Source organism: Amycolatopsis sp. NPDC028719, from assembly GCF_055565395.1.
In genome coordinates this window covers 240801-256568 of the sequence record NZ_JBVHUL010000012.1, presented here as the reverse complement: position 1 = coordinate 256568, position 15768 = coordinate 240801, and the positions used below count along the sequence as shown (strand labels likewise).

19 protein-coding genes are annotated in these 15768 nt (G+C 70.4%); 8 read left to right on the top strand and 11 right to left on the bottom strand.

The genetic code is table 11. The annotated features are described in order from the left end of the window. Positions 1-164: 164 nt before the first annotated feature. Genes ACZ4TR_RS41505 through ACZ4TR_RS41495 form a run of 3 tightly spaced genes read right to left on the bottom strand, consistent with a single transcriptional unit; the run spans position 165 to position 2854 of the window. On the bottom strand, positions 165-1289 hold the full coding sequence (locus ACZ4TR_RS41505) for a bifunctional RNase H/acid phosphatase (RefSeq protein WP_465293595.1): 1125 nt from the start codon (positions 1287-1289) through the stop codon (positions 165-167). Further along, positions 1286-2023 carry a zinc ribbon domain-containing protein gene (locus ACZ4TR_RS41500; RefSeq protein ID WP_465293594.1) on the bottom strand — a complete coding sequence of 246 codons (738 nt, stop codon included), beginning with the start codon at positions 2021-2023 and terminating at the stop codon, positions 1286-1288. The genes ACZ4TR_RS41505 and ACZ4TR_RS41500 overlap by 4 nt, the downstream gene beginning before the upstream one ends. A 9-nt stretch (positions 2024-2032) precedes the next feature. Continuing rightward, complete coding sequence (locus ACZ4TR_RS41495; RefSeq protein ID WP_465293593.1) at positions 2033-2854, bottom strand: Nif3-like dinuclear metal center hexameric protein; 822 nt, start codon at positions 2852-2854, stop codon at positions 2033-2035. 31 nt (positions 2855-2885) lie between these two features. Between ACZ4TR_RS41495 and ACZ4TR_RS41490 the strand changes: the two genes are divergently transcribed. Continuing rightward, positions 2886-3443, top strand: a complete 558-nt coding sequence (locus ACZ4TR_RS41490; RefSeq protein WP_465293592.1) for a chorismate mutase — start codon at positions 2886-2888, stop codon at positions 3441-3443. On the opposite strand, the gene ACZ4TR_RS41485 is transcribed toward ACZ4TR_RS41490, so the two are convergent. Next, positions 3420-3551 (bottom strand): hypothetical protein, encoded by a 132-nt coding sequence (locus tag ACZ4TR_RS41485; RefSeq protein ID WP_364520098.1) that lies wholly within the window; start codon positions 3549-3551, stop codon positions 3420-3422. The two genes, ACZ4TR_RS41490 and ACZ4TR_RS41485, sit on opposite strands and share 24 nt — an antisense overlap. Positions 3552-3675: 124 nt before the next feature. Between ACZ4TR_RS41485 and ACZ4TR_RS41480 the strand changes: the two genes are divergently transcribed. The 3 genes from ACZ4TR_RS41480 to ACZ4TR_RS41470 are packed head-to-tail and all read left to right on the top strand — an operon-like array spanning position 3676 to position 5705. Continuing rightward, positions 3676-4137 carry a low molecular weight protein-tyrosine-phosphatase gene (locus ACZ4TR_RS41480; protein ID WP_465293591.1) on the top strand — a complete coding sequence of 154 codons (462 nt, stop codon included), beginning with the start codon at positions 3676-3678 and terminating at the stop codon, positions 4135-4137. A gap of 60 nt (positions 4138-4197) precedes the next feature. Continuing rightward, positions 4198-5034 (top strand): SURF1 family cytochrome oxidase biogenesis protein, encoded by an 837-nt coding sequence (locus ACZ4TR_RS41475; protein ID WP_465293590.1) that lies wholly within the window; start codon positions 4198-4200, stop codon positions 5032-5034. A gap of 50 nt (positions 5035-5084) precedes the next feature. Continuing rightward, positions 5085-5705: an FMN-binding negative transcriptional regulator gene (locus ACZ4TR_RS41470; RefSeq protein ID WP_465293589.1), complete on the top strand. Its 621-nt coding sequence runs from the start codon at positions 5085-5087 to the stop codon at positions 5703-5705. 1 nt (position 5706) lies between these two features. Here ACZ4TR_RS41470 and ACZ4TR_RS41465 read toward each other — a convergent pair whose 3' ends face one another. Next, the gene (locus ACZ4TR_RS41465; protein ID WP_465293588.1) at positions 5707-6597 is read right to left on the bottom strand and encodes a cobalamin biosynthesis protein CobD/CbiB; all 891 of its coding nucleotides are present in this window, start codon (positions 6595-6597) and stop codon (positions 5707-5709) included. Positions 6598-6681: 84 nt separating this feature from the next. Next, complete coding sequence (locus ACZ4TR_RS41460) at positions 6682-7365, bottom strand: FadR/GntR family transcriptional regulator (RefSeq protein ID WP_465293587.1); 684 nt, start codon at positions 7363-7365, stop codon at positions 6682-6684. A 102-nt stretch (positions 7366-7467) separates the two neighbouring features. On the opposite strand from ACZ4TR_RS41460, the gene ACZ4TR_RS41455 reads away from it, so the two are divergent. The 4 genes from ACZ4TR_RS41455 (at position 7468) to ACZ4TR_RS41440 (ending at position 10262) form a co-directional block, all read left to right on the top strand. Beyond that, positions 7468-7962, top strand: a complete 495-nt coding sequence (locus ACZ4TR_RS41455) for a gluconokinase (RefSeq protein WP_364520110.1) — start codon at positions 7468-7470, stop codon at positions 7960-7962. Further along, a complete protein-coding gene (locus ACZ4TR_RS41450; RefSeq protein WP_465293586.1) occupies positions 7959-9326 on the top strand; it encodes a GntT/GntP/DsdX family permease in 1368 nt (455 codons plus the stop codon). The genes ACZ4TR_RS41455 and ACZ4TR_RS41450 overlap by 4 nt, the downstream gene beginning before the upstream one ends. Before the next feature lie 106 nt (positions 9327-9432). After that, positions 9433-9753, top strand: coding sequence for an ArsR/SmtB family transcription factor (locus ACZ4TR_RS41445; protein ID WP_465293585.1), 321 nt, complete (start codon positions 9433-9435; stop codon positions 9751-9753). After that, positions 9750-10262 carry an SRPBCC domain-containing protein gene (locus tag ACZ4TR_RS41440; protein ID WP_465293584.1) on the top strand — a complete coding sequence of 171 codons (513 nt, stop codon included), beginning with the start codon at positions 9750-9752 and terminating at the stop codon, positions 10260-10262. Before ACZ4TR_RS41445 ends, ACZ4TR_RS41440 begins: the two co-directional genes overlap by 4 nt. Before the next feature lie 48 nt (positions 10263-10310). Here the strand turns inward: ACZ4TR_RS41440 and ACZ4TR_RS41435 are convergent, their stop codons facing one another. Genes ACZ4TR_RS41435 through ACZ4TR_RS41415 form a run of 5 tightly spaced genes read right to left on the bottom strand, consistent with a single transcriptional unit; the run spans position 10311 to position 15763 of the window. Next, complete coding sequence (locus ACZ4TR_RS41435) at positions 10311-11279, bottom strand: N-acetylglucosamine kinase (protein ID WP_465293583.1); 969 nt, start codon at positions 11277-11279, stop codon at positions 10311-10313. Beyond that, positions 11276-12541: a 6-phospho-beta-glucosidase gene (locus ACZ4TR_RS41430; RefSeq protein WP_465293582.1), complete on the bottom strand. Its 1266-nt coding sequence runs from the start codon at positions 12539-12541 to the stop codon at positions 11276-11278. The genes ACZ4TR_RS41435 and ACZ4TR_RS41430 overlap by 4 nt, the downstream gene beginning before the upstream one ends. After that, positions 12538-13428 carry a carbohydrate ABC transporter permease gene (locus ACZ4TR_RS41425; protein WP_465293581.1) on the bottom strand — a complete coding sequence of 297 codons (891 nt, stop codon included), beginning with the start codon at positions 13426-13428 and terminating at the stop codon, positions 12538-12540. Before ACZ4TR_RS41425 ends, ACZ4TR_RS41430 begins: the two co-directional genes overlap by 4 nt. Then, on the bottom strand, positions 13425-14408 hold the full coding sequence (locus ACZ4TR_RS41420) for a carbohydrate ABC transporter permease (protein WP_465293580.1): 984 nt from the start codon (positions 14406-14408) through the stop codon (positions 13425-13427). Before ACZ4TR_RS41420 ends, ACZ4TR_RS41425 begins: the two co-directional genes overlap by 4 nt. Continuing rightward, on the bottom strand, positions 14405-15763 hold the full coding sequence (locus ACZ4TR_RS41415; RefSeq protein ID WP_465293579.1) for an extracellular solute-binding protein: 1359 nt from the start codon (positions 15761-15763) through the stop codon (positions 14405-14407). The genes ACZ4TR_RS41420 and ACZ4TR_RS41415 overlap by 4 nt, the downstream gene beginning before the upstream one ends. Positions 15764-15768 lie beyond the last annotated feature (5 nt).

The following is a 15768-nucleotide window of genomic DNA, read 5'->3' as shown; positions in this document are numbered from 1 at the left end:
GCCCGCAGGCTTCTGCCGGTGGGATACGCGCGAGCCGGCGCCCCATGAAGTGGACCCAGCGGATCCGCCACCGCGGCGACGCGGTCGGGACACTGTAGCCAATACCCCATGCGGGGTCCGCCACGCGTCGGCATTGAGCGTGATCCACCCCACATTGCCGCCGGTCAGGCCAGGTGCGAGGTGTCGTTGACCAACCGGACCGAAGCGTTGCCGTCCGGGTAGAACTCGACGATCGACAGCGACGCCAGGTCCAGGTGCAGCCGGAACAGCAGCTGCGGGCCCGCGTCGAGGCCCATCCGGAGCAGCGTCTTGATCGGCGTCACGTGGCTGACCAGCACCAACGTCCGGCCGCCGTGCTCGGCGATGAGCTCGTCACGAGCCTTGCGGACGCGCCGGTGCACGACGTCGAAGCTCTCCCCGCCGGGCGGCGGGACCGAGCTGTCGCCCAGCCACGAACCGTGCAGTTCGGGGTCGCGCTCGGCCGCTTCGGCGAACGTCAGGCCCTCCCAGTCACCGAAGTCGGTCTCGATGAGGCCGGGGTGGGTCTCGACGCGGCCGCCGAGCGCGTCGGCGACGGCCTGCGCGGTCTGCTTGGTGCGGGTGAGCGGCGAGGAGATGATCGGGACGGATTCGCCGTCGACGACCAGGCCCTCGGTCGCGGCCAGCCGCTTGGCCGCCGCCGCGGCCTGCGATCGGCCCAGTTCGGTCAGCGGGACGTCACCGCGGCCGGAGTAGCGGCGCAGCGCCGACATCTCCGTCTGGCCGTGGCGCAGCAGGAGCAGCCGGGTCGGGGTGCCTTTCGCGCCGGTCCAGGCCACGGCCGCGCGGTCCGGGCGGCGGGTCGGCAGCTTCGGCGCGGGCTTGCCGGCGGCGGGCTTTCCGGTGGCCGCATCCATGGCCTCGTTCGCGAGCCGGTCCGCATGGGAGTTCTCCGCGCGCGGGATCCACTGGTACTTGACGCGGGAGAAGCCGGCGGCCAGCTCCTTGGCCCGCTCGGCGAGCGGCTGCATGTCCGGGTGCTTGATCTTCCAGCGGCCGGACATCTGCTCCACGACGAGCTTCGAGTCCATCCGGACGTCCACAGTGGACGCTCCGAGCTCGGCCGCGGCGGCGAGCCCGGCGATCAGGCCGTTGTACTCGGCGACGTTGTTCGTGACGACGCCGAGGCTTTCCTTGCGCTCCGCCAGGACCTCGTCGGTGGCGGCGTCCTTGACGACCGCGCCGTAGCCGGCCGGGCCCGGGTTGCCCCGGGAACCCCCGTCGGCTTCGACGATGACATGCGACGTCACAGACCCGACTCCAGGGTCCGGACCAGGATCGCCCCGCAGTTCTCGCACTGGATGACGTCGTTCTCCGGCGCGGCCTTGATCTCCGCGATCGTGTTGCGGTCCATCTCCAGCTGGCACGCGCCGCACCGGCGGGACCGCAGCAGTGCGGCGCCGATGCCCTTGTGCTCGCGGACGCGCTCGTACAGCTTGAGCAGCGGCTCCGGGAAGCGCGGCAGCAGCTTCGCGCGGTCTTCGTCGCGGCGCGCGCGGGTGGTGTCGAGGTCCTTGAACATCTCGTCGCGGCGGGCGATCGCGGCGGCGACCTCGGCCTCGGCCTTGTCGACCTCGGCGCCGGTGCGCTGCGCGTCCAGGCCGAGGGCCTCGCGCTGCTCCATCAGCTCCAGCAGGTCGTCCTCCAGCGCGCTCTGCCGGCGCTGCAGGGTCTGCAGCTCGTGCTCGATGTCGGTCATCTGCTTCGAGTTGACCGACCCGGACGCGAGGAGCTTGCGGTCGCGGTCCTCGCGGGCGCGCACCGACTCGATCTCCTTCTCCTGCCGGGCGATCTCCCGGTCGAGGTCGGACGAAGCGGTCTCCACGGACACGAGCGCGTCGCGGCGCTCGCGGGCGGTCTTCTCCCCCGCGTCGATCTCGGCCAGTTCGGGCAGGGTGCGACGGCGGTGCGCGGTGCGCGAGAGCTCGGCGTCCACCTTGGCGAGCTCGAGCAACTGGCGCTGCACGGCGGGTTCGGCCTTCACGGTGCTCCTCTAAATCGATGTGCGCTCGGCGCGGACGTTCCACGGGTCGGTGCACCGCGTGGAGACGCAGATGTCGACGTTACCCGCAAACGCCTGCGCCACGACCGCCGAGGCTTGCCCGCACCACGGCCATTCGCTGGCCCAGTGGGTCAGGCCGACCAGCGCGGGCACGGCGCCCGGGTGCGCGAGGTGCTCGCCGGCGGGGTGATGCCGCAGGTCGGCGGTGACGAAGGCGTCGACGCCGGCCGCGGTGGCCTGCTTCAGGTAGGAGTCCCCGGCTCCGCCGGACACGGCGACGGTGCGGATCGGGCGGTCGGTGTCCCCCGCGCCGAGCACGCCGGGCACGGTCGCCGGCAGGGCGTCGGCGACGCGCTGGACGAACGTTCCGAACGGCTCGGCTTCGGGCAGCTCGCCGAGGCGGCCGATGCCGGTGACGCCGTCCTCGTTGGGCGCCAGCGGGCCGGTGACGCGCAGCCCGATCGCCGCCGCGAGGGCGTCCGAGACGCCGGGGTCGGCGGAGTCGGCGTTGGTGTGCGCGCAGTAGAGGGCGGTGCCGGTGCGGATCATCCGGTGCACCAGCGAGCCCTTGGCGGTGTCCGCGGGGACGCCGTGCACGCCGCGCAGCAGCAGCGGGTGGTGCGCGACGATCAGCTGCGCACCGAGGTCGGCGGCCTCGTCGACGGTCTCCTCGACCGGGTCGACGCAGAACAGCACGCTCGTGACTTGCTCGGCGGGGTCGCCGCAGACGAGGCCGACGGCGTCCCACGACTCGGCGAGCGCGGGCGGGTAGGCCTGCTCCAGGACGGTGATGATTTCGGAAAGCGCGGGCACCCGGGGATCTTCGCATGTACGGTCGCGGGCCATGCGAGTACTGGCTGTGCTCTTCGCGGTGGTGTCCGGCCTTTTCCTGGCTTCGATCCCGGCCTCGGCTTCGAGCTCGTCGCTGTGGCAGCTGACGGATCTGGCGGCCCAGCGGGTCGCGATCGCGGACCAGGTGGCGGCGGCGAAGTACGGCACGCCGTCCCCGATCGACGACCCGGTGCGCGAGCAGCAGATCTACGACTCGGTGGCGGCGCGGGCGCCGGAGCTGGGCCTCGACCCGGCGGACGCGGTGCGGTTCTTCCGCGCCCAGATCGAGGCGAACAAGATGGTCCAGCGCGGGTTGTACGCGCGCTGGGACGCGCACCCGTCGCAGGCACCGTCGACGAAGCCGGACCTCGGCGAGATCCGTCCGGTGATCGACCGGCTGAACACGGGCCTGCTGACCGAGCTGAGCTCCTCGCTCAGTGTGCGGAAGGCCCGCTCGTGCCCGACGCGCCAGCTCGTGGCGGCGGGCGTGGCGGACGTCGTGCACCGCTTCGACGTCCTGCACGCGCGTGCCTTGGGTGAGGCCACGTCAGCGACGTGCATCACTCGTTAGGGGGCGCTCCGGCGGCGGGTCCACCGCCGCCGCCGCGAGCGCCGGGTTGAGCGTCAGTTGCAGTTGCCGCAGCAGCCGCAGCCCTGTCCGGTGCACTTCGAGCAGCACCCGTGCATGATCGCTCTCCTTCCGGTTCGCGTCCTCGCGGAAACGACGCTAAGTGGCCGCGCGGGGCAGCGGGTACCGCCGAGTGAGCGGGTGACCGGGTGAACCGGCCGGTTACGCTCAGGACGTGTCGCACCTCGTCTTCGTCTGCTCCGGCAACATCTGCCGCTCCCCGATGGCCGAACTCGTCTTCCGCGCGCGGCTCGAGGACGCGGGCCTCGGCGACGCCGTCCGCGTCTCCAGCGCCGGCACCGGTCCCTGGCACGCCGGGGAACCCGCGGACAAGCGGGCCCGCGCGACGCTCAAGGCGCACGGCTACCCCACCGCGCACGTCGCCTCCGAGGTTTCGGACGAAGACCTCCGTGCCGACCTGCTGCTCGCCGCCGACGAAGGGCACGCGGAGTTCCTGCGCGCCCGCGTCGGCGATCCCGCGAAGGTGCGGCTGCTGCGGTCGTTCGACCCGTCGGCCCCCGAGGGCGCCGAGGTCCCGGACCCCTACTACGGCGGTGACGACGGCTTCGAAGACGTCCTCGGCATGATCGAACGCTCGGTGCCCGGTTTGCTGGATTGGGTGCGTTCGCGCGGGTAGAAGTCACAGCGGGCGGAGGTCGGCGGGCGGACCGGGCGGGGCACGGCCTACCGTGGTGGGGTGCGGTTGCGGTTCCTGCTCAAGCCCGGGTGGCTGGCGCTGACGGTGGTGGTGTTCACCTTCGCCATCTGCTGCTTCACGCTGCTTTCACCGTGGCAGTTCAGCCGCAACACCGAACGCGAGCAGCAGAACTCCGCGCTGGAGGCGTCGTTCACCGCACCGCCTCTGCCGCTGGCGCAACTGCTGCCGCCGGGGAGCGAGCCCGACCAGCACACCGAGTGGCACCTCGTCTCGATCACCGGCCAGTACCTCGCGGACAAGGAAGTCGTCGCGCGGCTGCGGACGGTCCAGGGCGAGGGCGCCTTCGAGGTACTGACGCCGATGCGGACCACCGACGGCACGGTCGTCCTGATCGACCGCGGGTACGTCCGGCTCGACAGCAAGTCCGGCGTGCTGCCGTACGCGCCGCCGCCGGCCGGGACGGTTTCCGTGACGGCCCGGGCGCGCGTGGACGAGACCGACCCGAAGAACCGGGACGCCTTCGCCGACGCGTCGACCGGCGGGCAGCTGCAGAGCTACGTCGTCGACTCGCGGGTGGTCGCGCGGGCCGGGAAGCTCGACATCCGGCCGGGGTACTTTCAGCTCGACACCGGCCAGCCCGGCGTGCTGGGCGCGCTGCCGCTGCCGCAGACCGACTCGGGGCCGTTCCTGTCGTACGCGCTGCAGTGGATCGCGTTCGGCGCGATGGCGCTGCTGGGCTGGCTGTACTTCACCGTGCGTGAGCTGAAGCCGGGCGGTGCGCTGGTCACTTCGTCGGAGCCTTCCTCGACTCGCCGGAAGTCCGTCGCGGAGATCCTCGCCGAAGACGAACTCGCCGAAAGTGGCCATCAGAAATAGCTCGTTATTGGCCCTTCTTCCGGGCCACTTGCGGACGTGAGACTGGGGTCATGCTGATCCACCCGTGGGACGCCGCCGACGACGCCGAGTGGCGCGAGTGGCTGTCGGAGCGCGACTTCGGCCAGCTGATCGCCGGCGGCGCGGGCCGCGACCTGCCGGTGGTGACGCCGGCGCACTTCGCGTTCGACGGCGACCACACGGTGGTGACCCACCTGGCCCGGCCGAACCCGATCTGGCCACTGCTGGAGGAACACCCCCGAGCGCTGCTGACGGTGGTCGACGACTACACGTACATCCGCGCGGACTGGAACACGGCGGCGGACCCGGCGTTCGGGGTACCGACGTCGTACTACGCGACGGTGCAGCTCGAGGGCGATGTGCGGCTGGTCGACGATCCGGCGGCGAAGGCTGCGTTGCTGGAGAAGCAGTTGCGCCACTTCGAGACGGATGGTGCGCGGGCGACGGTGAGTGCTTCGCCGGAGTCGCCGGACCGGCGGCTGCTGCCGGGGATCCGCGGGATCGAGTTCACGATCACGGGAGTGCGGGCGAAGTTCAAGTTCGGGGGCAACAAGACGGCGGAGGACCGGGCGCGGATCGGGGCTCGGTTGGCGGACCGCGGTGGACGGTTGGACGCGGGAGCCTTGGCGCAGCTGCGCCGCCGCCGCAGTTGAGTCAGCGGGACCGGCGCCGGAACCCCGCCACCACGGCCAAAACCACCGACGTCACCGCGGCCAGCCACCCCACGACCCGGGACAGCTCCACCGCCCGCGTCACGTGCCCGGCGTCCGGGTTCCGCCCCACTCCGAGCACCGGCAGCTCCGCCACCCCGTGCGGGTACACCGTCCGGCCGCCGACGCGGACCTCCAGCGCCCCCGCGAACGCCGCCTCCACGCGGCCCGCGTTCGGGCTCGGGTGGGCGATCGTGTCGCGGCGCCAGGCCCGCCATGCCCCTCCCGCCGAGCCGCCGACCACCGGGGCCGCCAGCACCGTCAGGCCCGCCGCCACGCGGGTCGGGACCAGGTGGACCAGCTCGTCGAGCCGGTCGATCGCCCAATGTCCTCGGCGCCCTGCGCGCGCCCGGCGGAGCAGGCTCACCGCCCGGGCGCCGAGCAGGCCCGGGACCCCCGCCACCGCGCCCCAGACCAGGGGCGCCACCACCGCGTCGGACGTGTTCTCCGCCAGGGTCTCCACCGAGGCCCGCGACAGCCCCACCAGCTCCAGGCCGTCGGCCACGCGCGGGTCCAGTTCGGACAGTGTCGCGCGCGCCGGGTCGAAGCGGGATTCCTCGAGGTCGCGGGCCAGTTCCGTGCCCTGCACGGCCAGGCCGGCCGCGCCGAGCACCGCCCACGTCGTCACCGCCGTCGCCGATGCCTGCACCAGCGGGCGGCCGCGGCCGGCGCGCTCGAGCAGCAGACCGGCGGCCACCGCGGCGCCGGCGACCGCGGCACCCCGGCCCGGCGCCAGACGGCGGAACGCCGTCACCGAGGGCCGGCGGCGCGGGTCGCCGAGGGCGCCGTCGGCCGCCACGCCCAACACCAGTCCGATCGCGCGCGCCGCGCTCACCCGTGCCCCCCGGCAGAAGAAAGTCCAGTTCCCGAGCAGGCTACTCGCCCCCGGAACCCACCCCACCCCGGACGAGCCGAAGCCCTACTCGACCAGCGCCGCGATCTCCTCACGCGCCTGGACGACGATGTCACGCATCGCCCGCTCCGCCCGGTCCGCGTCCCCGGCCGCGACCGCCGCGGCCACCTCCAGGTGCAGCGCCACGGCCTCGGGCTGCGGCTCCGGCGGCATCAGCCCGTGCCCGGTCCGCCCGGTGAGCACCTCCGCGACGACCTCGGACAGCTGCGCGAACATCGAGTTCCCGGACGCGCCGAGCAGCAGGTCGTGGAACGCGATGTCGAACTCGAGGAACGTCGTGAGGTCGCGGGCCCGGGCCGTCCGCGCCAGCCGCTCCCCCAGCGCGCCGAGCCGGCCGCGCTCCTCCGGCGTCGCGCGCAGGGCCGCGTACCGGGCCGCGCACGGCTCGATCGCCGAGCGCAGCTCGTTCAGCGTCGCGAGCGCCGCCGGGCGCGCGGGGCCGTCGAGCTGCCAGCGGATCAGCCGCGGGTCGTAGTGGTTCCATTCCGCCGGCTCCCGGACCGTCACCCCGACCCTGCGCTTGCTGCTGGTCAGCCGCATCGTCTCGAGCACGCGGACGACTTCGCGCGCCACCGTCCGCGAAGCGCCGAAGCGTTCTTGGAGCTCTTCGGAGCGTAGAACGGTGCCGGGCGTCAGCGCTCCGTTCGCGATCGACGCGCCGAGGGCGTCCAATACCTGCTCATGCCTCACCCGGCCAACCTAACCACCTGATTCGATTAAGTAGTACTTCATCTTGAATAAGTAGTACTTTTGAGTTTGACTCACCTGGGCACAACGAAGTGGGAGGTGCGGATGACCGTCATCGTGGTGATGGGGGTGTCAGGCTCCGGCAAGACGACGATCGGCACGGCGCTCGCGCGGGCGCTGGACGTCGAGTACGCCGAAGCGGACACGTTCCATCCGCAGGCCAACATCGACAAGATGACCGCGGGGCACCCGCTGAACGACGAGGACCGCGCCCCCTGGCTCGAAGCCATCGCCGGCTGGATCCGCGAGCACCAGGCGTCCGGCGGCGTCGTGACGTCGTCCGCGCTCAAGCGCCGGTACCGCGACGTACTGCGGACCGGCGGGAACGTCTGGTTCGCGCACCTGCACGGCGACCGCGAGATCCTCGCCGAACGCATGCAGTCCCGCTCGGGTCACTTCATGCCGGTGTCGCTGCTGGACTCCCAGCTCGCCGACCTGGAACCCCTCGAGCCGGACGAGCCCGGCGCGATCTTCGACATCCGCGACACGCCCGCGGAGATCACCGAAGCCGCACTGACCGCCTTCCGGGAGCACGCATGACCACCGTTCTCGCGGCCGCCTGGACCGGCCACGACACCCGCCTCATCGCCGCGACCCTCGTCGCGATCGCCGTCATCGTCGTGCTGATCACGAAGGTGAAGCTGCACCCGTTCCTGTCGCTGGTAATCGGTTCGCTCCTACTCGGCCTGACCGCCGGGATGCCGATCGCCGACGTGATCAAGAAGTTCTCGAACGGCGTCGGCAGCACGGTCGCGTCCGTCGGCATCCTGATCGCCCTCGGCGCGATGCTGGGCAAGCTGCTGGCCGACTCCGGTGGCGCCGACCAGATCGTCGACACCGTGCTCGGCAAGGCCCGCGGTGCCGCGCTGCCGTGGGCGATGGCGCTGGTCGCGGCGCTGATCGGGCTGCCGATGTTCTTCGAAATCGGGCTCGTCATGCTCATCCCCGTCGTGCTGCTGGCGGCCAAGCGCACGGGAAAGCCGTTGATGCTGCTGGGGATTCCGGCCGTCGCCGGGCTTTCGGTGCTGCACGGCCTGGTCCCGCCGCACCCGGGCCCGCTCGCCGCGGCGGGCGCGCTGAACGCGAACGTCGGGATCACGCTGGCGTTCGGGCTGCTCGTCGGCATCCCGACGCTGGTGATCGCGGGCCCGCTGTTCGGCAAGGTGGCCGCCCGGCTGGTCCCGGACGCGCAGCCGCCCGAGCGCCTGATCCCGGAGCGCGCCGACCCGGACAAGCCGCGGCCGAGCTTCGCCGCGACGCTCACGACGGTCCTGCTGCCGGTCGTGCTCATGCTGGCGAAAGCGCTCTCGGACATCTTGCTGGCCAAGGAAAGCGAGGCGCGCAAGATCCTGGACTTCGTCGGCGACCCGCTGATCGCGCTGCTCGTGGCGGTGCTGGTGGGCATGGTCCTGCTCGGCCGCCCGGCGGGTCTCGACCGCTCGCGGCTGTCCACTGTGATCGGTGACTCGCTGGGCCCGATCGCGGGGATCATCCTGATCGTCGGCGCGGGCGGCGGGTTCAAGCAGACCCTGGTCGACGCCGGCGTCGGCGACGTCATCACCGGCCTGGCCAAGGACGCGAACCTGTCGCCCCTGCTGCTCGGCTGGCTGGTGGCGGTGGCGATCCGCCTGGCGACGGGCTCCGCCACGGTCGCGACGGTCTCGGCGGCGGGCATCGTGGCACCGCTGGCCGCGGACATGGACCCGTCACACAGTGCACTGCTGGTGCTCGCGATCGGCGCCGGTTCACTGTTCTTCTCGCACGTCAACGACGCCGGGTTCTGGCTGGTCAAGGAGTACTTCGGACTGTCGGTCGGCCAGACGCTGAAGAGCTGGTCGGTGATGGAGACGCTGATTTCCGTGGTGGCGATCGCCCTGATCCTCCCCCTCTCCCTGGTCGTCTAGCGCAAAGCCGTGAAGGCCTCCTTACCGGCTCAAGAAGCCGGTAAGGAGGCCTTCACGGCTTTTTGGCCCGTTGACATGTGACCTTTTGGTCACCTATGTTGGGTGGGTGCAAGACGACCTGGTGTTCAAGGCGCTGGCGGATCCGACCCGCCGGTTCCTGCTCGACCTGCTCTTCGAGCGCGACGGCCGCACGCTCACCGAGCTGGAGACCCAGGTCGACATGACCCGCTTCGGCGTCATGAAGCACCTGAAGCTCCTGGAAGAGGCCGGGCTCGTCGTCGCGCGGAAGGAAGGCCGCGAGAAGCGGCACTTCCTGAACCCCGTGCCCATCCGGCAGATCCACGACCGGTGGATCGACAAGTACACCGAACGCCACGTCACCGCCCTGCTCGACCTCAAGAACGAACTGGAAGGCGAAGAACCATGACGACCACCGTGCAGGTCCACCGCGTCTACATCAAGGCCACCCCGGAACGCGTCTGGGAGGCCATCACCAAGCCCGAGTGGACGCGGAAGTACGGCTACACCGGCCTCGCCGACTTCGACCTCAAGGTCGGCGGCAAGCACCGCACCCGCCCCACGCAGGAGTTCATCGACGCCGGGTTCACCGGTGACCTCGTCGACGGCGAGGTCCTGGAAGTCGATCCGCCGCGCAAGCTCGTCATCACCTGGAAGCTGCTCATGGGGCCCGAGGAGATGTCCGCCGAGCCGTACACGACGCTCACCTACGACATCGAGGCGACGAAGACCGCCGGCACCAGGCTCACCGTCACCCACGACGTCACCGGCGCGCCGCTCACCGGCGAAATGGTCAGCGGCGTGCACGAGGACGTCAACGCCGGCCCGGGCGAGAACGCGGGCGGCGGCTGGGACTGGATCCTCTCGGACCTCAAGTCCCTGCTGGAGACCGGCGAAATCCTGGTCCCCGCGCCGTGAACGGGTCTGGTGGCCTGCCTCGCGCCGCTTCGAGGCAGGCCACCAGGTCTATGCGCGCTGGGTCGCCGCCTTCAGCGACGCCTTCGCGGCGTCCGACGCGCCCAGCGTGTCCAGCCCGAACAAAGCCGCCCCCACCACGGGGTTCACGTCGACGACGCGGACCACCGCCCGCGGCGCGACCTTGAGGCACCGGCGTTCGATCTCCGCGATCACCGGCGCGCCGATCCCGGTCAGCACCCCGCCGCCGAGGACGATCTCGGGCGCTTCCTCCGTCAGCTCGAGGTTCCGCAGGATCACCGCCGCGAACACGCTGACCTCTTCGACGAACCGGGTGACGATGTCCGACGCGACCTCGTCGCCGGCCGCCGCGACCTCGAACAGCAGCGGGCACAGCCCGTGGATCGAGGCGGCGGGAATTTCTTCGAAGTGCAGCCCCTGCACGACGTCCAGCAGCGTCGGCTTGCCGAAGTAGGCCGCCACCGCCGGCATCAACGCGGTCCGCGGGCCGCGGCCGTCCTCGGCGCGCACGGCCCACCACAGGGCCTCCTCGCCGAGGCGGTAGCCACCGCCCCAGTCGCCGGAGATCTTGCCCAGCGCGGGAAAGCGGTGGACACGGCCGTCCGGGCCGACGCCGGCGCCGTTGATCCCGGCGCCGCACACCACGGCGACGCCCACCCCCGCGCTGCCCGCCCGAAGCAGCGCGAGGGTGTCGTTGCCGACGGTCAGGGTGTCACTCCACCCGCGCGCCGCCAGTGCCGCGTGCAGCGCCTCTTCCTCGCGCGGGAAGTCCAGCCCGGCGAGGTACGCGGAAGTGTGGACCGCGAACGGCCTTTCGCCGAACCCCGGAAACGCTTCCAGGACCAGGCCTTCCAGCGCCGTGACGCAGGCGGCGACGCCGATGTTCTGCGGCGACGCACCAGGGCCACGCGACTTCCCCAGCACGACGCCGTCTTCCGAGACCACCAGGACCTCGGTCTTGCTGTTGCCGCCGTCGATCGCGATGATGGCAGGCTTCATCCGCGCGCCCAGGGCAGGTACTCGCGGTTGATCTGCACCAGCGAATCGGCGAGGGTGTCGGCCTTGGTGTACTGGCCGACCAGCGGGTGCGCCAGCAGGGCATCGGCCACGCGGTCCCGGCCACCCTTGACCGCAGCTTCCAGCGCCAGGAACTCGTACGCGGTCGTCGCCGCGATGAGCCCGGAGAACTGCGGTTCGACCGGCGGCTGCGCGATCGGCACAGCGCCCGAGGAGTCCACAGTGGATCGCGACTCGATGACGGCGTCGTCCGGCAGGAACGGGAAGGTGCCGTCGTTGCGGACGTTCACGACGTGCTCCTCGGCCGGGCCACCCGCGGTCAGCGCATGCACCAGCTGCACAGCGGCTTCCGAGTAGTACGCCCCGCCGCGCTTTTCGAGGGACTCCGGCTTCGTGTTCTGCTCCGGGTCGAGGTAGATCTTCAGGAGCTCTTCCTCGACGTCGGACACGACGTCCGCGCGCGGCCGCTCGGTGCGCTGCTTGGTGACCTGCTCGTCGTGCGCGTAGAAGTACTTCAGGTAGTACGACGGCACGACGTTCATCCGCCGCAGCCACTTCTCGGGCACGCTGACCTCGTTGGACAGGTAGTCCAGGTGCTGATCCAGCAGCTCGGGCAGCCGGTCGACGCCGTCGACGAGCGCGCCGCGCTCCCAGCTCAGGTGGTTCAGTCCGGTGTGGACGAGCTTGACGTCGTCCGCGCCGACACCCAGCAGCTTCCCGAACTGGCGCTGCAGGTTGATGGCGACGTTGCACAACCCGACCGCGCGGTGGCCTTCGTTGAGCAGCGCGCGGGTGACGATGCCGACCGGGTTGGTGAAGTTCACGATCCACGTGTCGTCCCCGGCGATCTTGCGGACGCGCTCGGCGATGTCGAGCACCACCGGCACCGTGCGCAGCGCCTTCGCGAGCCCGCCGGCGCCGGTCGTCTCCTGCCCGACGCAGCCGCAGACGTGCGGGAACGTCTCGTCGGAGCGCCGTGCCCGCTGCCCGCCGACGCGCAGCTGGATCAACACGGCCGAAGCGCCGTCCACGCCCTCCTCCAGGGACTGCGTGGTCCGCACCTGCGCGGGGTGCCCGGCGTGCGAGAGCAGCCGCCGGCTGAACCCGCCGACGGCCTCGACGCGGTAGGCGTCCGGGTCGACCAGCACGATCTCGTCGACGTCCAAAGTGGACCGGCGACCGGCGATCCCGTCGATCAGCTCCGGCGTGTAGGTGGACCCGCCACCGACGACTGCCAGCTTCATCCCTTGACTCCCGTGAATGTGATGCCCTTGACGAACGACTTCTGCGCGAACACGAACAGCACGATGACCGGCGCCATGATCAGCGCGGTCGCCGCCATCGTCATGTTCCACTCGACGTGGTGCATGCCGCGGAAGGACGCGATCGCCAGCGACAGCGGCCAGTGGTCCTGGTTCTCGCCGGTGTAGAGCAGCGGACCGAAGTAGTCGTTCCAGGTGAACAGGAAGCAGAACATCGCGGTGGCCGCGATCCCCGGCTTGGCCATCGGGATCAGCACCCGGACCATCGCCTGGAACTCGTTGCAGCCGTCGATCTTCGCGGCTTCGAGGTAGTCCTTCGGAATGGTGAGGAAGAACTGCCGGAGCAGGAAGATCGAGAACGCGTCGAAGAAGAAGTACGGCACGATCAGCGGAACCAGCGTGCCGGTGAGCCCCATCCGGACCCACAGGTCGTACAGCGGCACGATGGTGACCTGCGGCGGCAGCAGCATCGCCGCCACGGTCAGCATGAAGAACAGGTTCTGCCCGCGCCACCGCAGCTTCGCCAGCGCGTACGCCGCCGGGATCGCCGAAAGCAGCGCGCCCACCGTCGCCAGGGCCGAATACAGCAGGCTGTTGCCGAAGTACTCCAGCAGCGGCGCCTTCTTGAACACCGTCACGAAGTTCTCGAAGTGCCATTCGGACGGCCACAGGCTCGCCGTCATGGCCTGGTCGCTCTTCATCACCGCGGTGAGGAACACGAACAGCAGCGGCAGCATGAAGATCACGCCGAGCGCGATCCCGATCGCGTGCGTCGCGATGTAGGACAGCCGCTTGTCCCAGTTGCGCTTGAACCGCACCCGCGGCGGCACGCCCGCCGGTTTCTGCGGCGCTTCGGCCAGTGCGGTCATGCCCCCTCCTCCTGGTGCTGGGATTTGCGCAGCTGCCGCACGAGAATCCACGTGAAGGCGGCGCTGACGATGAACAGCAGCACGGCCATCGCGGCCGCGTAGCCCATGTTGAAGTAGCGGAAACCCTGCACGTACAGCCAGATCGGGTACGTCAGCGTCGAGTTCTGCGGCGCCCCGATGAGTTTCGAGTTGCCGGCGACGTCGGCCGTGCCCGCCGAGGCGGACGCCGCGACGATCGCCTGCGTGAAGAACTGCAACGCGTAGATGATCGAGTTGACCACGCCGAACAGCAGCACCGGCGAGATCGACGGCAGCGTGACGTGCCAGAACCGGCGGACCGGGCCGGCGCCGTCGAGCTCGGCGGCCTCGTACTGCTCGGTCGGGACGTCGAGCAGCGCGGCCAGGATGATGATCATCAGCTCGCCGGAGCCCCACAGCGCGAGCAGCGTCAGCGCGGGCTTCGACATCGCCGGGCTGTTGAACCAGAGCCCGCCGTCGATGCCGACGAGCCGCAGGAACCGGTTGACCGGCCCGAACTCGGGGTTGAACACGAAGACGAAGGCCAGCGTCGCCGCCGCGGGCGGGGCGAGCGTCGGCAGGTAGCACAGCGTCCGGACGAGCCCGACGCCCGACTTGAGCCGTGAGATCACCGACGCGATGCCGAGGGAGAACGTCACCCGGCAGACCGTCAGGACGACCACCAGCCACAGCGTGTTGTACGCGGCCGTGCCGACCAGGGGCTCGGAGGTGAACATCCGGACGTAGTTGTCGAACCCGATGAACTGCGGCGGGTTGATCAGGTCGTACCGGGTGAAGGAGTAGTAGACCGTGGCGATCAGGGGGTAGCCGAAGAAGATCAGGAACCCGAGGAACGCCGGGGCCATGAAGAAGAAGACGGTCCGGCGGCGCTTGGCCCGGCGGGCCCCCGCCCGCACCTTCGCAGGTGCGGACGGGGAAGCCTTTTCGGCGAGCGTCGTCATCCGCCCGCGCCCTTCTGCTTCAGCTCGTCGTCGATCTGCGCGTCCACCTTCTTCAGGCCTTCCGTCAGATCGGGCACCGAACCGGCCTGCCACTTCTCGGCGAAGTCGTTGACCGCCTTGAGGTGCGCGTCGCCGATCGGGGTGGTCTGGTTGGCCACCAGCTTGCCGCTGTCGTAGATGTCGAGGAACGTCTTGAACTGCGGCTGCAGGTCCAGCTTCGGCGAGGTGAGCGCCGCCTTGGTGCTGGGCACGTTCTTCAGGCCGTTGGCCATGTCCACCAGGGTGTCGGTGTCCAGGGTGACCTGCTTGATGAGCTCCCACGCGGCGCCGGGGTTCTTGGCGCCCTTGGGGATCGCGATGATCGTGCCGGTGGTGAAGCCGCCGCCGTAGTGGTCGGCCATGGTGTCGAGCACCGGCGCGGGCGCGGTGGCGTAGTTGACGTTCGGCGCCTGGTCCTTGAGGAACGCGGTGCGGAACTCGCCGTCGTAGATCATCGCCAGCTTGCCCTTGTGGAAGCCGTTGTCGGCGGAGTACTCGTCACCGAGCCCGGCCTTGAACTGCTCGACCTTGTCGTGGCCGCCGTAGAAGTCGATGAGCTGCTTCTGGAACTCGAACATCGCCTTCCAGCCGGGGTTGGTGGCGAGATCCGACTTGCCGTCCGGGCCGAGGAACGGCGCGCCGAAGTTCGGCGCCCAGTACTGGGCCTGGTTGGCGTAGAACGGCATCGAGGGCAGGAAGCCGGCGACCTTGATCGACCCGTCCGGGTTGAACTCGGTGAGCTTCTTGGTGGCCTCGAACAGTTCCGAGGTGGTCTTCGGCGGCGACGTGACGCCCTTCGCCGCGAACATGTCCTTGCTGTAGTACAGCCCGTAGACGTCGGCGAGCATCGGCATCGCGCACCGCTTGCCCTGGTACTCGGTGTAGTTGCGGACGGCTTCGGGGATTTGGTTCAGGTCGATCTTGTCGCGGTCGATGTAGGGCTTGAGGTCCTGGAAGCTGCCGGTGGAGCACCAGGCGCCCAGGTTGTCGGTGTAGAAGGAGATCGCGACGTCGGGCGGGTTGCCGCCGCGGATCGACTGGGTGAGCTTGTCGTCGTCCTGGTTGCCCTCGTGCTTGATCTCGATGTTCGGGAACTTCGCCTTGAGCTTGTTCAGGCCCGCGGTGACCACGCCGTACTCGCGGTCGGTGAACTTGGAGTACACGGTGATCGTGAGCTTGTCGTCCTTGCCGGGCGCGGCGGCCACGTCACCACCGCTCGGGGCGGCGGCGCCGGAGCACGCGCTCGTCAGCAGGACGGACGCCGCGGCGACGGCCACTGACAGGGCGCCTCGGCGGGTCCGGGTGGTAGGGGGCATGGCCC

Excerpts from the sequence above, each read along its gene's own strand:
- ACZ4TR_RS41420 (WP_465293580.1), bottom strand. The coding sequence starts at position 14,408 with ATGACGACGCTCGCCGAAAAGGCTTCCCCGTCCGCACCTGCGAAGGTG.
- ACZ4TR_RS41425 (WP_465293581.1), bottom strand. The coding sequence starts at position 13,428 with ATGACCGCACTGGCCGAAGCGCCGCAGAAACCGGCGGGCGTGCCGCCG.
- ACZ4TR_RS41435 (WP_465293583.1), bottom strand. The coding sequence starts at position 11,279 with ATGAAGCCTGCCATCATCGCGATCGACGGCGGCAACAGCAAGACCGAG.
- ACZ4TR_RS41415 (WP_465293579.1), bottom strand. The coding sequence starts at position 15,763 with ATGCCCCCTACCACCCGGACCCGCCGAGGCGCCCTGTCAGTGGCCGTC.
- ACZ4TR_RS41440 (WP_465293584.1), top strand. The coding sequence starts at position 9,750 with ATGACGACCACCGTGCAGGTCCACCGCGTCTACATCAAGGCCACCCCG.
- ACZ4TR_RS41490 (WP_465293592.1), top strand. The coding sequence starts at position 2,886 with ATGCGAGTACTGGCTGTGCTCTTCGCGGTGGTGTCCGGCCTTTTCCTG.
- ACZ4TR_RS41430 (WP_465293582.1), bottom strand. The coding sequence starts at position 12,541 with ATGAAGCTGGCAGTCGTCGGTGGCGGGTCCACCTACACGCCGGAGCTG.
- ACZ4TR_RS41455 (WP_364520110.1), top strand. The coding sequence starts at position 7,468 with ATGACCGTCATCGTGGTGATGGGGGTGTCAGGCTCCGGCAAGACGACG.
- ACZ4TR_RS41470 (WP_465293589.1), top strand. The coding sequence starts at position 5,085 with ATGCTGATCCACCCGTGGGACGCCGCCGACGACGCCGAGTGGCGCGAG.
- ACZ4TR_RS41450 (WP_465293586.1), top strand. The coding sequence starts at position 7,959 with ATGACCACCGTTCTCGCGGCCGCCTGGACCGGCCACGACACCCGCCTC.